The 14,099-nt window shown below is 71.0% G+C and carries 15 protein-coding genes; 7 read left to right on the top strand and 8 right to left on the bottom strand.

Going from position 1 to position 14,099, the window contains the following annotated elements:
• Window positions 1-114 precede the first annotated feature (114 nt).
• Window positions 115-954 carry an SDR family oxidoreductase gene (locus ABZ823_RS20725; RefSeq protein WP_361662104.1) on the bottom strand — a complete coding sequence of 280 codons (840 nt, stop codon included), beginning with the start codon at window positions 952-954 and terminating at the stop codon, window positions 115-117.
• Window positions 955-1,367: 413 nt separating this feature from the next.
• Here ABZ823_RS20725 and ABZ823_RS20720 point away from each other — a divergent pair, with 413 nt between their 5' ends.
• Complete coding sequence (locus tag ABZ823_RS20720; protein WP_361662101.1) at window positions 1,368-2,297, top strand: cyclase family protein; 930 nt, start codon at window positions 1,368-1,370, stop codon at window positions 2,295-2,297.
• Here the strand turns inward: ABZ823_RS20720 and ABZ823_RS20715 are convergent.
• From ABZ823_RS20715 to ABZ823_RS20700, 4 genes are read right to left on the bottom strand one after another with little or no spacing between them, the layout of a single operon-like run.
• Window positions 2,275-3,444 (bottom strand): XdhC/CoxI family protein, encoded by a 1,170-nt coding sequence (locus ABZ823_RS20715; RefSeq protein ID WP_361662098.1) that lies wholly within the window; start codon window positions 3,442-3,444, stop codon window positions 2,275-2,277. The genes ABZ823_RS20720 and ABZ823_RS20715 overlap by 23 nt on opposite strands.
• Window positions 3,437-5,575 (bottom strand): xanthine dehydrogenase family protein molybdopterin-binding subunit, encoded by a 2,139-nt coding sequence (locus ABZ823_RS20710; protein ID WP_361662095.1) that lies wholly within the window; start codon window positions 5,573-5,575, stop codon window positions 3,437-3,439. The genes ABZ823_RS20715 and ABZ823_RS20710 overlap by 8 nt, the downstream gene beginning before the upstream one ends.
• Window positions 5,572-6,564: a xanthine dehydrogenase family protein subunit M gene (locus ABZ823_RS20705; RefSeq protein WP_361662092.1), complete on the bottom strand. Its 993-nt coding sequence runs from the start codon at window positions 6,562-6,564 to the stop codon at window positions 5,572-5,574. Before ABZ823_RS20705 ends, ABZ823_RS20710 begins: the two co-directional genes overlap by 4 nt.
• A complete protein-coding gene (locus ABZ823_RS20700) occupies window positions 6,561-7,133 on the bottom strand; it encodes a 2Fe-2S iron-sulfur cluster-binding protein (RefSeq protein ID WP_361662089.1) in 573 nt (190 codons plus the stop codon). The genes ABZ823_RS20705 and ABZ823_RS20700 overlap by 4 nt, the downstream gene beginning before the upstream one ends.
• Before the next feature lie 287 nt (window positions 7,134-7,420).
• Between ABZ823_RS20700 and ABZ823_RS20695 the strand changes: the two genes are divergently transcribed.
• From ABZ823_RS20695 to ABZ823_RS20685, 3 genes are all read left to right on the top strand, one after another.
• Window positions 7,421-7,999 carry a TetR/AcrR family transcriptional regulator gene (locus tag ABZ823_RS20695; protein ID WP_361662086.1) on the top strand — a complete coding sequence of 193 codons (579 nt, stop codon included), beginning with the start codon at window positions 7,421-7,423 and terminating at the stop codon, window positions 7,997-7,999.
• 196 nt (window positions 8,000-8,195) lie between these two features.
• Window positions 8,196-8,936 carry a class I SAM-dependent methyltransferase gene (locus ABZ823_RS20690; protein WP_361662083.1) on the top strand — a complete coding sequence of 247 codons (741 nt, stop codon included), beginning with the start codon at window positions 8,196-8,198 and terminating at the stop codon, window positions 8,934-8,936.
• Window positions 8,937-9,046: 110 nt separating this feature from the next.
• Window positions 9,047-9,532, top strand: coding sequence for a MarR family winged helix-turn-helix transcriptional regulator (locus tag ABZ823_RS20685; protein ID WP_361662080.1), 486 nt, complete (start codon window positions 9,047-9,049; stop codon window positions 9,530-9,532).
• 380 nt (window positions 9,533-9,912) lie between these two features.
• On the opposite strand, the gene ABZ823_RS20680 is transcribed toward ABZ823_RS20685, so the two are convergent.
• On the bottom strand, window positions 9,913-10,563 hold the full coding sequence (locus ABZ823_RS20680; protein WP_361662077.1) for an NAD(P)H-dependent oxidoreductase: 651 nt from the start codon (window positions 10,561-10,563) through the stop codon (window positions 9,913-9,915).
• Window positions 10,564-10,714: 151 nt separating this feature from the next.
• Here ABZ823_RS20680 and ABZ823_RS20675 point away from each other — a divergent pair, with 151 nt between their 5' ends.
• The 3 genes from ABZ823_RS20675 to ABZ823_RS20665 all read left to right on the top strand — a co-directional run bounded on the left by ABZ823_RS20675 (window position 10,715) and on the right by ABZ823_RS20665 (window position 13,140).
• Window positions 10,715-11,383 carry a nitroreductase gene (locus ABZ823_RS20675; protein ID WP_361662074.1) on the top strand — a complete coding sequence of 223 codons (669 nt, stop codon included), beginning with the start codon at window positions 10,715-10,717 and terminating at the stop codon, window positions 11,381-11,383.
• A gap of 100 nt (window positions 11,384-11,483) precedes the next feature.
• A complete protein-coding gene (locus tag ABZ823_RS20670) occupies window positions 11,484-12,209 on the top strand; it encodes an NAD(P)H-binding protein (protein WP_361662071.1) in 726 nt (241 codons plus the stop codon).
• Between the two features lie 304 nt (window positions 12,210-12,513).
• A complete protein-coding gene (locus ABZ823_RS20665) occupies window positions 12,514-13,140 on the top strand; it encodes a GntR family transcriptional regulator (RefSeq protein WP_361662222.1) in 627 nt (208 codons plus the stop codon).
• A 16-nt stretch (window positions 13,141-13,156) separates the two neighbouring features.
• Here the strand turns inward: ABZ823_RS20665 and ABZ823_RS20660 are convergent, their stop codons facing one another.
• Together ABZ823_RS20660 and ABZ823_RS20655 are read right to left on the bottom strand one after the other, a co-directional pair.
• On the bottom strand, window positions 13,157-13,288 hold the full coding sequence (locus tag ABZ823_RS20660) for a hypothetical protein (protein ID WP_361662068.1): 132 nt from the start codon (window positions 13,286-13,288) through the stop codon (window positions 13,157-13,159).
• Window positions 13,285-14,088: a carbon-nitrogen hydrolase family protein gene (locus tag ABZ823_RS20655; protein ID WP_361662065.1), complete on the bottom strand. Its 804-nt coding sequence runs from the start codon at window positions 14,086-14,088 to the stop codon at window positions 13,285-13,287. The genes ABZ823_RS20660 and ABZ823_RS20655 overlap by 4 nt, the downstream gene beginning before the upstream one ends.
• Window positions 14,089-14,099: the final 11 nt, after the last annotated feature.

The following is a 14,099-nucleotide window of genomic DNA, read 5'->3' as shown; positions in this document are numbered from 1 at the left end:
GATCGACACGTGGAGCCGAAGGAGGCGCCGATCACATGCGAAAGGCCGTCTTGGTCCCGCCCGCGGCGGCGGGCGGAAGGCGGAGGGCGGCGCAGCGCCGTCGGCCTCGCGCCGTCACCCTCCGGTGGCGAAGCCGGGGAACAGGGTCATACCGCCGTCCACGTAGAGGGTGGTGCCCACGACGTAGTCGAGCAGGTCGGAGGCCAGGACGGCGACGGCTCGCGCGACGTCCTCCGGCTCGCCAACCCTGCCGTACGGGATCAGCTCAAGCAGCTTCGCCTCCGCCTCGGGGGTGTCCCAGGCGCTGCGGTTGATGGGCGTGCGGATCGCGCCGGGCGCGACCCCGTTGACCCGGATCTTGTGCGGGGCGAGCTCCTGGGCCATGGTCTCCATCAGCATCAGGACGCCGCCCTTGGAGGCCGCGTAGTTCACATGGCCCGCCCAGGGGATGATCTGGTGCACCGAGCTCATACAGATGATCTTCCCGGCGGACGACGACACCTCGGGGACCACACCCCTGCGCAGGAACTCCTTGGTCGCCTCCCGTGCGCAGAGGTACTGCCCGGTGAGATTGACGTCCAGGACCTTCTGCCACTGCGCGAGGGTCATGTCCGTGAGGCGGGCGTCCCGCTGAAGACCGGCATTGGCGACCAGGATGTCGATGGTGCCCAGCTCCTCCACCATGCGGGACACCATGCCGACGACCTGGTCCTCCCGGGAGACGTCCGCCTCGTGGGCGTAGGCGCGCACCCCGCAGGCCTCGATCTCCCCCACCACCTGGTTCGCGGAGTCGGCGTCGGAGACGTAGTTGACGACGACATCGGCGCCCATCCGGCCCAGACCGATGGCGGTCGCCCTGCCGATCCCCGAGTTGGCGCCCGTGACCAGCGCCTTCTGCCCCTTCAGGAGCGGAAGACGCTCGGCCTTGCGAGCCTCGTCCACGCTGGTGCCCACGCCTGCCTCCGTCGCTGCTGCCTCGGAACACGGCCGGAACCGGCCCGGTCCTCCGGACCACCCGTCACCACACCACTGACCACCCCCGACCACACCACTTCGGGTGGCACTCGACTCGGCGCGAAACCCGACTCCGCCGCTGCTTCACTCCTTCGGCGTTGTGCGGGCGGCCCGTGCGAAGGGCGGTGGGGCGGTGGGGCGGTGGCCTTCGGAACGGCAGTGGGACGGTGGCCCACCTCGGCCGCGACCGTCTCCACTCGCCGCGCGTACCGACATCTCATGGGTCACATTGGGAACATGGATCGCTATCCGCCGATCGCCGATCCCGGGCTGGTGGGTGATCTGCAGACCGCCTCTCTGGTCTCCGCACCGCCGGAAGACGAGGAAGCATTCCCATGGCGCATCACCCCGGTATGAGCGATCCTCTCGCCTTCGGCCTGGAGGACTTCCAGGCGCTGTACCGGCGCCTGCACGCCTCGGCCGGTGCCGATCCCGGCCCCAGAGGGGCTCTGGATCGCATCACTGGGGACCTCATACGACAGGCGGCGGGCGAAGTCCGCACCGGGCGCACGGTGTCCATGGCCGCGCCGGTGGAAACGCGCCAGGAGCCGGACTGCCCCGAACCGGCCCGGCACTGGCTGACCGCCCCGGCCCCACCCGAATCACCCGCCGACGGGCTGCACTTCGCCAGGGACCGACTGACGATGAACGTGCACAGCAACGTCGACAGCCACCTCGACGCACTGTGCCACGTCATCTGGGAAGGAACCCTGTACGGCGGCACTCCCCCGAGCACCCTCACACCGTCCGGGGCCACCGCGCTCTCCGTCGACCTGGCAAGCGACGGCATCGTCGGACGCGGAGTCCTGCTGGACATCCCCTCGCTGCACGGTGTGCCGTGGCTGGAACCCGGCACCCAGGTGACCACCGAGGACCTCGTGGCCGCCGAATCCGCCCAGGACGTCCGGGTGGGTCCGGGCGAGCTGCTGTTCGTACGCGTGGGCCACCGCAGGCGCCGCAGGGCCTTGGGGCCCTGGGACACCGCACAGGCGCGGGCAGGTCTCCACCCCACCGCGATGGAGTTCCTCGCCGAGCGGGACGTCGCCGTTCTGGGCTGCGACAGCAACAGCGACGCCGCGCCCGCCACGATTCCCCAGGTCGCCTTCCCGGTCCATGTCCTCGCGATCCACGCCATGGGCATCCATCTGCTGGACTACCTGCAGTTCGAGGACCTCACGCCGCTCTGCGCCGAACTGGGCCGCTGGTCCTTCCTGTGCGTCGTCGCCCCGCTCAGGGTGCCGGCGGCCACCGGATCCCCCGTCAACCCGATCGCGATCCTGTGAAGGGGGCACTTGCCGCGACGCTCCCGCGCCGGCTCCCGTCGCGGTGGATGGGCGTCCCCGAGCCGGTCAGCGGGTTACCGGTGCCTCCCCGCCGTGCCGCCACGATCTCCGACGCTATGGACAGGGCGGTCTCCTCGGGCGTACGGGCGCCGAGATCAAGACCGATGGGCGACCTCAGCCGGGCCAACTCCCGCCCGCTCACGCCCGCTTCACGCAGCCGCCTGGTCCGGTCCTCGTGGGTGCGGCGCGAGCCCAAGGCGCCGACGTATGCGATCGGCATCCTCAGGGCCGCCTTCAGTAGCGGTACGTCGAACTTGGCGTCGTGGGTGAGCACGCACAGCACGGTACGTCCGTCGGTCGCGGTGCGCTGGAGATAGCGGTGCGGCCAGTCCACCACGATGTCGTCGGCCTCAGGGAAGCGGGCCCGCGTGGCGAAGACGGGTCGGGCGTCGCACACGGTCACGTGGTAGCCGAGGAACTTGCCCACCCGCACGAGCGCCGCGGCGAAGTCGATCGCGCCGAAGACGATCATGCGGGGTCGCGGCGCCCTCGACTCGACGAACAGCGTGAGACCGCCGGGGCAGTGCGATCCGTCCTCCGAGAGGTCGACCGAGCCGGTGCGGCCGGCCTCGAGCAGGGCCTGGGCCTCGGCCGCCGCCGTCCGGTCCAGTTCCGGGTGGCCCCCGAAACCGCCTTCGCGGGATCCGTCGGACCTGACCAGCAGGGCTCTGCCGACGAGTTCGGCCGGGCCCCGGGCGATCCGTGCGAGGGCCACCGGGTCGTCCGCCACGACCGCCGACAGCGCCGAGCGGAACACCGCCCTGGCAGGCGATCGCTCATCGACGGGGGTGACCAGGATGTCGATGACGCCGCCGCAGGTCAGTCCGACGGCGAAGGCGTCCTCGTCGCTGTAGCCGAACCGCTGGAGTACGGTCTCGCCGTCGCTCAGCGCCTGCCGGCACAGCTCGTACACCGCTGCCTCGACACAGCCGCCGGAGACGGAGCCGATGGCCGTTCCCTCGCTGTCGACGGCGAGGGCGGCGCCGGGGTCGCGCGGCGCGCTCCCACCGACGGCCACCACGGTGGCCACGGCGAAGGACCGGCCCTGCCCGGCCCAGCGGTTCAGCTCCTCGGCGATGTCAAGCACGCGTCGCTCCGGTACCGGCCGACAGGACGCGGTCGGGCCGGATGGGCAGGCTCCGGTGGCGGACCCCGGCCGCGTGCCAGACCGCGTTGGCGATCGCCGCCGCGGCGCCCACGATGCCGATCTCGCCGATGCCCTTGATCCCGACCGGGTCGTCCGGGTCCGGATCGTCGATCCAGTCCGCCTCGATGAGCGGCACGTCCGCGTGTGTGGCGACGTGGTAGCCCGCGAGGTCGGCGCCCACATGGCCGCCCGAGGCCGGGTCCCGGACCGCCTCCTCGTGCAGGGCCATGGAGATGCCCCAGGTCATGCCCCCGACGAACTGGCTGCGGGCGGTGAGCGGGTTGACCACGCGGCCCGCCGCGAAGATGCCGAGCATGCGCCGGACCCGTACCTCGCCGGTGGTCATGTCCACCGCGACCTCGGCGAACTGCGCCCCGAAGGAGTGCCGTTCCTTGGTGGCGAGGGCCCTGATGGCCTCGGCGGTGTCCGACCGTACCGTGATCCCCTCCGGTGGGATGCCGGCGCCGAGGGCGAGCCGTTCCCGAAGTTCACCGGCGGCGATCGTGACGGCCCAGGCCCATGAGCGGGTGCCCATCGAGCCGCCGGCGATCATCGCGGGTCCGAAGTCGCTGTCTCCGATGCGCACCCGGACGCGGTCCGGCGTCACGTCGAGGGCGTCGGCGGCGACCAGGGTGAGCGCGGTCCGTGCGCCCGTCCCGATGTCCGAGGCGGCGATGCGCACGGTGAAGGTACCGTCCGGCTCCGCCGTGAGGGCCGCCGTGGACGGTCCGGCCCCCGACGGGAAGGAGGCGGCCGCGGTGCCGGTGCCGAGCAGCCAGCGTCCGTCGCGCCGCAGCCCGGGGCGCGGATCCCGGTCCGCCCAGCCGAACCGGCGGGCGCCCTCCCGGAAGCAGGCGAGCAGATTGCGGCTGCTGAACGGCAGTCCGGACACGGGGGCACGCTCGGGCTCGTTGCGTGCGCGCAGCTCGATCGGGTCGATGCCGCACTTCTCGGAGAGTTCGTCGAGCGCCGCCTCCAGCGCGAACGACCCCGGTGCCTCGCCCGGCGCCCGCATCCAGGTCGGGGTCGGCACGTCGAGCCGTACGACCCGATTGGCCGTGTGGTGGGCGTCGGCGTCGTACATCACCCGGGCCGGTCCGGCGGCCGGCTCGACGAATTCGTGCACGGTCGAGGTGAGGTTCAGGCAGCTGTGGTCCAGCGCGCGCAGCCGTCCGTCCGCGTCGGCGCCGAGCCTGACCCGCTGGGTCGTGGGGCTGCGATAGCCGGCCAGGGAGAACATCTGATGTCGAGTCATGACGACCCGTACCGGGCGCTGCAGGACGGTCGCGGCCATCACGGCGGCCACTTGGTGGGCCCGGACGCCCTTGCTGCCGAAGCCTCCGCCGACGTGCTCGGACCGCACCCGCACCGAGGCCGGGTCGAGCGAGAACAGTTTCGCGAGGTCCCCCGCGACCCAAGTGGTGCCCTGGTTGGAGTCGACGACTTCGAGCCGGCCGCCATCCCAGTGGGCCGTCGCCGCGTGGGGCTCCATCGGGTTGTGGTGCTCCTCGGGGGTGGTGTACTCGGCGTCCACGACGACGGTGGACGCCGAGAGCGCGGACTCCAGATCACCCTTCTCCGTCACTGCCGGCATATGGCCGTCCACCGGGTAGGCGTCCGGGCGCGCGGCGGAGAAGGCGACGTCGTGGGGCTCCTGCTCGTAGTGCACCACGAGCGCTTCGGCGGCCTCCCTGGCCTGCTCGGAGGTCTCGGCGACGACCAGCGCGACCGGCCAGCCCCGGTGCGGCACCCGGTCGTGCTGGAAGAGGGCCGCGCTCGGGTCCGGCTTGACTCCGAGCAGGCTGACGTAGTCGCTGTCGACGCGTGGGGCGTTCTCGTGGTGCAGGACGGTGAGGACGCCCGGCATCTCGAGGACGGGGGCGGCCTCGACGGCGCGGACGCGGCCACGGGTGACGGTGGACAGCACCAGCCAGCCGTGGGCGAGTTCGGCGAAGGGGATCTCCCCCGCGTAGCGGGCGGCTCCGGTGACCTTGTCCCTGCCCTCCACCCGGGTGTGCGCGGTGCCGACGGAGCTCCGCGCTGTCGTGGTGCCGGTCGTGGCGGTGGTCATCGGGTGGCCTCCTCGGCGAGTTCGGTCAGCACGGCCACCACGAGATTGCGCATCAGCGTCACCTTGTACCCGTTGTGGGGCAGCGGCCTCGCCGCCGCCAGTTCGGCGTCCGCGGCGGCGGCGAACCTCTCGGCGTCGGCCGGTGCCCCGGTCAGTACCCGCTCGGCCGCCCGGGCCCGCCACGGCCGGGAGGCCACCGCCCCGAAGGCCAGGCGTGCCTCACGCACGACGCCGTCACGGACGTCCAGCGCGGCGGCGATCGAGCCGATCGCGAACGCGTACGAGGCGCGCTCGCGCACCTTGCGGTACCGCGAATGGGCGGCTACCTGGGCGGGCGGCAGCGTGACGCCGGTGATCAGCGCGCCCGCCGGCAGGGCGGTCTCCCGGTGCGGGGTGTCGCCCACGGGCAGATAGAACTCGGTGAGCGGCAACTCGCCCCGCCCGTCCATGGTCTCGTACGAGACGACGGCGTCGAAGGCCGTCAGTGCCACGCCCATGTCCGAGGGGTGGACGGCCACGCAGTGGTCGGAGGCGCCCAGGATGGCGTGGTTGTGGTGCACACCCTCCAGGGCGGGGCAACCGCTGCCGGGAAGGCGCTTGTTGCAGGGGCCGGTCGCGTCGGTGAAGTAGCCGCAGCGGGTGCGCTGGAGGAGGTTGCCGCCGACCGTGGCCATGTTGCGCAGTTGCCCGGAGGCGCCGGCCAGCACCGCCTGCGCGAGTGCCGGGTAGCGGCGGCGGACTTCGGGATGGGCCGCGAGGTCGCTGTTGGTGACGGTCGCGCCGATCCGCAGGCCGCCGTCCGGCGTCGACTCGACCCGGTCCAGGGGAAGTTCACGCACGTCGACGAGGCGAGCGGGCCGCTCGACCCCGGTCTTCATCAGGTCGACGAGGTTGGTGCCGCCGGCGAGGAAGCGCGCGTCCGGATCGGCGCCCAGCAGCGCGACCGCTCCCGCGACGTCGGACACCCTCTGATAGCCGAACTCCCTCATGCGACCGCCTCCGTGGCCTCGCCGGTCTCTGCCTGGACGGTGGCCGCCCGGGCGACGGCCTGGACGATCGACACATATGCGCCGCACCGGCACAGGTTGCCGCTCATCCGTTCCCGGATCTCGTCGGCCGTCAGCGGCGGTGGGCCCGCTTCGGGCCGTACGTCGTCGGTGACGGCGCTGGGCCAGCCCGCCGCGTGTTCCTCGATCACCGCGATGGCCGAGCAGATCTGCCCGGGTGTGCAGTAGCCGCACTGGTAGCCGTCGAAGTCGAGGAACGCCTGCTGGACCGGATGCAGCCGCTCGCCCTCGGCGATCCCTTCGATGGTGGTGATCTCGCGACCCTCGGCGGCCACCGCGAGGTGCAGACAGGAAACAGCACGGCGCCCGTCCAGCAGAACCGTGCACGCACCGCACTGTCCCTGGTCACAGCCCTTCTTGGTACCGGTCAGATCGAGACGCTCGCGCAGTGCGTCGAGCAGGGTGGTGCGGTGGTCGACGGTCAGCGTGTGCTTCTCGCCGTTGATGTTCAAGGTGATGGCGCTGTGCGTCGACGAGGGGGCTGGGGCCATGATCAGCCTTCTTTCGCATCCGGTAGCCGGAACGCGTATCTGCGGGGCGGCCCGGCAGGCACACGATTCAGGAGACGGGGAGAGCGCTGGTACGGGTGGGGCACTTCGGGATCGTGCGCGAGGCACGGCAGGAAAACCGGCGACGACGGCCCTCGGCCGCTGGCGCCGGCCGTGTCCGTCGCTATGGTGGAGCCAACCGGACAGCTGTCCGCGTCCATGGTGAAACTTAACGGACAGCTGTCCGCTTAGCAAGACCGGGTTCGGCCGGAAGCCGGAGAGGAGGACGAGTGCAGCACAAGAAGGACGCGCCTCAGCGCTCGGACGCACAACGCAATCGCGAGCGCATCCTCGGAGTGGCGCTGGCCGAGCTGACGCGCTGCGCGGATGTCCCGCTGAGCGTGATAGCCAAGAAGGCGGGCGTCGGGCAAGGCACTTTCTACCGCAACTTCCCCAATCGCGAGGCGCTCGTCCTGGAGGTCTACCGCTACGAGATGCAACAGGTCGTCGACAGCGCGGCCCAGTTGCTGGACGGCCGGGAACCCGACCAGGCCCTGCGCGAGTGGATGGACCGGCTCGCCGAGTTCGCCATGGCCAAGGCCGGGCTGGCCGACGCGATCCGCCAGGCCACCAGCGTCGCGGGCACCCCGGCGAAGCCGGGAAACGCCCGGGTCACCGCCGCGGCCGAGCTCCTGCTCCGTGCCAACGAGGAGGCGGGCACCATCCGCCCGGGCGTCACCGCGGACGACTTCTTCCTGGCCATCGGCGGCCTCTGGCAGATCGACCCCAGCGGCGAGTGGCAGCCGCGGGCCAACCGCCTCCTGAACCTCGTCATGGACGGCCTGCGCGCGGGAGCACCGGGGCGGTGAGCGCCGCCGCGCCCACTGCCTGAGGTACGCCGAAGCATGCGCCGCTCGGTGGGCGTCACGCCGGGCGGAAATCCGCCGGGCGCGATGTGACTGGCACCCGCCCACTCGCCCACCGGCCCCCGGACCGCGGTGGTCGGGGCCGCTGGAGGGTAAATACGTGGACAGCGCCTCGCCGCGCCCTGCAAAGTGGCCCTCCGTGACGAGTAGTGAGCTGTGGACCCGTGCGACCGCCGACCGCTACGACGCCGAGGAGAACGAGAGTTCCTCGGCCGCTGTTCTGGGACCGACTCTCGACTTCCTCACCGAGCTCGCCGGAGACGGCCGGGCGCTGGAGTTCGCCATCGGAACCGGACGAGTGGGAGTCCCGCTCCGGGAACGCGGCGTACCCGTGGTGGGCATCGAACTGTCCCCGCACATGGCAGCGGTCCTGCGGCACAAGGTCGACGAGGACACGCTCCCGGTCGCCATCGGAGACATGGCCACCACTGTCGTCCCCGGCGAGTTCACCCTGATCTATCTCGTCTACAACACGATCTCGAACCTGCTGACGCAGGACGAGCAGGTCGAGTGCTTCCGCAACGCCGCACGTCACCTGGCGCCTGGCGGACGATTCGTCATCGAGTTGGGCGTGCCGCCGCTGCGGCTTCTGCCGCCCGGGCAGGTCGCGGTGCCGTTCGACGTCTCCGAGCGGCATCTCGGCTTCGACACCTTCGACCTGGTCGAGCAGATCCTCGTCTCGCACCACCTCACCCGCGACGGCGAAGACGGCCGCTACCGCCGCGACAACTCCCGGCACCGTTACGCATGGCCGGCGGAACTCGACCTCATGGCACGGATCGCGGGGCTCGAGCTGGAACGGCGTGTCGCCGACTGGGACGGGGCGCCGTTCACCCAGGACTCCGCCAAGCACGTCTCCGTGTGGCGCAAGCCGACCTGAGAGGACCGCTGGGTCGATGCCGACGCCTGCACTCCGATACCAACGGGGGCGCAGCGGGCGTAGCCATTTAGTTTCAAGCGATACCGTATCGAATGAAGTAGTCTGGCTTCATGGCCGCTGACGTTCCTCACCGAACCACCGCCTCGCATGCGACCGACCGCCCCGGGGATACGTCGCCTTTCGCTCTCGGCCTGCTGCTGCGCCGGGCGCACTGGCGCGCGGCCGCGGTGATGGGGGAGGCGCTTCGGCCGCTCGGCATCGAGTTGCGGCATTTCGCGGTGCTGATCGAGCTGGTCAATCACGGGCCCACGGTGCAGCGCGACCTGGCGGCTGCGACGGGGTCGGACAAGGCGGGAATCATGCGGGTCGTGGACGACCTGGAGCGGAAGGGTCTAGCCGTACGCAAGGCGGTTCCGGGGGACCGGCGAGTGCGGGCAGTGGAGATCACCCCTCAGGGGCTGGAGCTCTTCGATGCAGTCCATATGGCGGCGGAGCCGCTCGCTGAGCGTCTGGTTGCCGAACTGGGGCCCGGCGAGCCCGAGAAGCTGACGGATCTACTGACCCGGCTTGCCCATCCGGCAGACGACGAGGCGTAAGCGCGCCCGCGCAGCGGTTGTCGGCCGCGTCGGCGCCCTTGGTCTCATGCGGCTTCCGCGGCGAACCCGGCCTTGAGGGCTGTGGCCATCGTCGCTGCGCGCCGACCCGACGGCGGGCGGCTGGTCAGGGCTTCGTTGCCGACGGGGCCGAGTCGTCCGCGCGGGTGCCGCGCCGTGGCCGGTTGTTGCCTTTCGCCCTCGCCGAGCGTCATCGTCGTCCCGATGCGCGCCTGCCGAAAGGCCGGACACCGGCCGCCATCAAGGCCGGGCCACCTGCCCCCGGGTGCAGGCCGGCACGGGACCGTCTGCGAGGGCGCACGCGCCGAGGACGCCGTGTGACCTCCTGGGTGGGGCGTCACACGGCGTCCACGGGCCCGGGGTTAAGCGGCGAGGCGCTCCGCGAGTTCCTTGGCCTTGGTGGTCGCGTCCTCGAAGGCGCGCTTGCGGGAAGCCTCGTAGAGAGGGACCAGTTCCGTCATGGCCGCATTGCGGGGGGCCATGGTGAGTTCCGGGACGATGAAGTCGAGATCCAGGCCGAGGGTCCCCTTGAGGACGACCTCAAGGTAGTTCTGTACGAACTCGTAGCCCGCGCGCGGGGTACCCGGCGCGTAGGAGCCGCCGCGGCTGGCGACGACAACAACCGGGGTGCCCTGGGCGGAGGGGGTCTCGCCCGCGGTGCGGCCGAGCAGAAGCACGCTGTCCAGCCACGCCTTGAGGGTCGAGGGGATCGTGAAGTTGTACATGGGGGCGCCGATCAGGACGGCGTCCGCCTGCTCCAGCTCCTCGATGAGCGTCACGCGCGCGGCGAACGCGGCGGACTGCTCCGGGGTGCGCTCGGACGGGGTGGCATAGCCGGCGGACCATGCGTCGGCGGTGATGTGCGGGACGGGGTCGGCGGCGAGGTCGCGGTAGATCACCGTGCCCTCGGGGTGCTGTTCCTCCCAGGTCTTGCGGAAGGCGGCTGTGACCGAACGGGACGAGGACGTCCCGCCGGGGAACACGGACGAGTCGATGTGCAGCAGCGTGGTCATGGACTTTCTCCAAGGTGCAGGGCCCGAGGCAGGGAACCGAGGGCTGGGGATTGACACGCGACAACAGATAGTTTCACTCGAGACGGTATTGAGTGATACCATGTCGAGTGTAACGAAGATAGGGCCACTGAGCAGATGGAGGCGCGCGATCATGGACGTCTACGAGGCCGTCACGAGCCGACGGGCGGTGCGCGCGTTCACCGACAGGCCCGTCCCGAGGCGGACGCTGGAACGGGTACTGTCCGCTGCGGCCTGGGCGCCGTCCGGATCGAACATCCAGCCGTGGCACATCTACGTGCTGACCGGCGCACCGCTGGCCGAACTCAAGAAGCGCGCCGGCGAGCGCCTGGCCTCGGGTGATCCCTGGGACGAGCCGGAGTACGAGCAGTACCCGCCCGCACTGAAGTCCCCGTACCGCGCGCGCCGATCCGCCTTCGGCGAGCAGCGCTACGGCGCCCTCGGCATCCCGCGCGAAGACCTGGAGGCGCGCCAGCGGGCCGCCGCTGCGAACTGGAACTGCTTCGGCGCCCCCGCCGCCCTGTTCTGCTACATCGACCGCGGCATGGGCCGACCTCAATGGTCCGACGTCGGCATGTACCTGCAGACCGTCATGCTGCTGCTCCGCGCCGAAGGGCTGCACAGTTGCCCACAGATGGCCTGGGCGAAGTTTCACAAGACCGTCGCGGAGGTCCTGTCACCCCCGGACGAGCTCATCCTGTTCTGCGGCATGTCGATCGGGTTTGAAGACGTCACGGCAAGTGACCCTCGTGTAGCCCGGGCTCCACTCGACGAGACGGTCACGTTCGTCGACGGCCGCTGACACGACCCGGCCTCAGTCGACCCAAGGTGTCATCTCTTGTCGCGCCCACATAGCAGCTCACCTGCCATGTTGCGCATACAAAACCAACGAAAGGTGTGTCATGAAGATCGCAGTCATCGGTGGTACCGGGCTGATCGGGTCGCAGGTCGTCAAGATTCTGACCGCCACCGGTCACGAGGCGGTACCGCACTCGAAGTCCACCGGAGTCGACGTCATCAGCGGCCAGGGACTCGATGAGGCGGTGGCGGGAGCCGACGTCGTCGTCAATCTGACGAACTCCCCGACCTTCGACGAAGCCTCCCTGGCCTTCTTCCAGACCTCGATGGACAACCTTCTGGCCGCGGCCCGGAAGGGCGGCGTCGGCCACTTCGTCATCCTCTCGATCGTCGGCGTGGACCAGGTGCCGGAGCTGGACTACTACCAGGCCAAGGTGCTCCAGGAGAAGCTCCTCGCGGCCGGGCCGATCCCCTACTCGATCGTCCGGGCGACGCAGTTCATGGAGTTCATGGACGCCGTCCTGTCCTGGACCGCTGACGGCGACACCGTCCGGTTGCCCGCCACGCCCATCCAGCCGATCGCCGCAAAGGACGTGGCCGCCGCGGTGGCGGAGGTCGCCGCGGGCACCCCGCTGAACGGCGTCCGCAACATCGCCGGTCCCGAGATCTTCGCCCTGGACGAGCTGGGCCGGATCACCCTGTCCCACAAGGGCGACAACCGCACCGTCGCCACCGACCCCACCGCCGGCATGTTCGCCGTCGTCAAGGGCGACGTCCTCACCGACAAGGACGCCCACCTCGCCCCCACCCGCTACACCGACTGGCTCTAGTGCCCCGGCACCAGAAAGCGCACGGGACGGCGCACAGGGTGCTCCTCGCACCTCAGCGCCACCGCCGTCCCCGCCTCCGCCGTCCACCCTGCGGGCAACAGCGCTCCCCCATGGCGACTACCAGCCCGCGCAGGACCGGCACGAACAGGAAGACCCATGTTCGGACGGTCCCGCCGCGGCGGCTCTTAGAACCGGCCGCCGGGAAACCGGCCGCCGAGGAACCAGCCGCCCGGCGGGCCTGCTGTGGGCGGGCCCTCGTGGTAGCTTCCGTATACAAGGTGTATGCGATTCTCTGGGGGTAGTGGTGGCGTCCGGTCGGGAGAAGGCGTACGCGTACCTCAAGGAGACGGTGCTGACGGACCCGGCCATGCAGGGCGAGTTCCTGTCCGAGCAGGACATCGCCGACCGGATCGGTGTCTCCCGCACCCCGATCCGGGAGGCGCTGTTGCTGCTCGCGGCCGAGGACCTGGTGGAGCTGGTGCCCAAGCGCGGGGCACGGGTCGCCCCGCTGTCGGGGCGGGAGATCAGGGAGCTCATGGAGCTGCGGGGAATCGTCGAGCGGTATGCGGCGCAGCAGGTCGTCGGCGCGGACCGGGCTCCGGTCCGCGAGCTGGACGAGCTGCTGGAGCGACAGCGGCTACTCGGCAGCCCGGAGCAGGCCAAGGAGTTCATCGACGTCGACCACCTCTTCCACGCCACGCTCGTGTCAGCCGTGGGCAACGCCCTGCTCGACCGGCACTACGACGGGCTACGCAGCCGCCAGGTCCGGGCCGGCGTGGTGGCGCTCTTCAATCAGCAGGGCCGCCAGGAGGCGGTGGTCGACGAACACCAAGCGATCTTGGACGCGCTGGCCGCCGGCGACGCGGAGGCCGCGTGCGCCGCGATCGACAACCACCTGCAGTCGACACTCAAGGTGCTGCTCGCGGGCTGACGCGGCGCCTGCCGGTTCAGCGGCGGGGGGAGGTGCCGAGACCGGCGGTCCAAGGTCCGGCGGGCAGCAGGAACTCCACCTCCGGCCCTTCGGCAAGAAGCTCCCGCTCCGGCTCGCTCGACTTGCAGTCCCGCACGGCTTCGCTCATCGCCACACCTCCGGGCGGCGGTTGGCCAGGACCGACGTCTTCTTGCGGACCGCCGGTACCTCAGCCGGGTCCACGTCGGCGACCAGGAGTGCGGGCTCCGCGCCGAGGGCGTGCCGTACGGTCCCGTCGGGGCCGACGAGCCTGCTGTGGCCGATACCGGTGGGTGCCGCACCCGTGGCCACGGTTCCCCGGGTCGCCGGGTCCGCCTGGCCGACGGCCGCGACCCACAGCGTGGCGTCCAGGGCGCGGGCGCGCACCAGCAGCTCCCACTGATCGAGCTTGCCCGGCCCGGCACCCCAGGACGCCGCGAGTAGCGTGGCCAACGCGCCCGCGTCGGCATGGGCCCGGAACAGCTCCGGAAAGCGCACGTCGTAGCAGGTGGCCAGGCCGAACCGGATGCCCTCCACGTCGATCGTGACGACCCTCGATCCGGCGGCCACGGCGTCGGATTCGGCGTAACCGAAGGCGTCGTAGAGGTGGATCTTGTCGTACGACTCCTCGACGCCGGGTCCGGTGGCCAGAAGGGTGTTGGCCACCCGGCCGCCGGAAGCGGGGGTGAACATGCCCGCCACGATCACGGTGTCCGCGGCCTTGGCGATGGCGCGCACCGCGTCGGCCCACGCGCCGTCCAGTGGTTCGGCCAGCGGCGCCAGAGGCGTGCCGAAGCAGGCCATCGACGCCTCAGGGAAGACGACGACGCGGGCGCCGGCCTGTACGGCGCTACGCGCCCCTTCCTCGATGAGTTCGAGATTCTTCGCGGGGTCCGGGCCGGAGACGAGCTGGCTCAGGGCGATACGCACGGTGGGTTGCC

The organism is Streptomyces sp. NPDC047079, from assembly GCF_040643755.1.
Classification (GTDB): domain Bacteria; phylum Actinomycetota; class Actinomycetes; order Streptomycetales; family Streptomycetaceae; genus Streptomyces.
The sequence above is the reverse complement of the archived record's forward strand: the minus strand, read 5'-3'. Positions and strand labels throughout refer to the sequence as shown.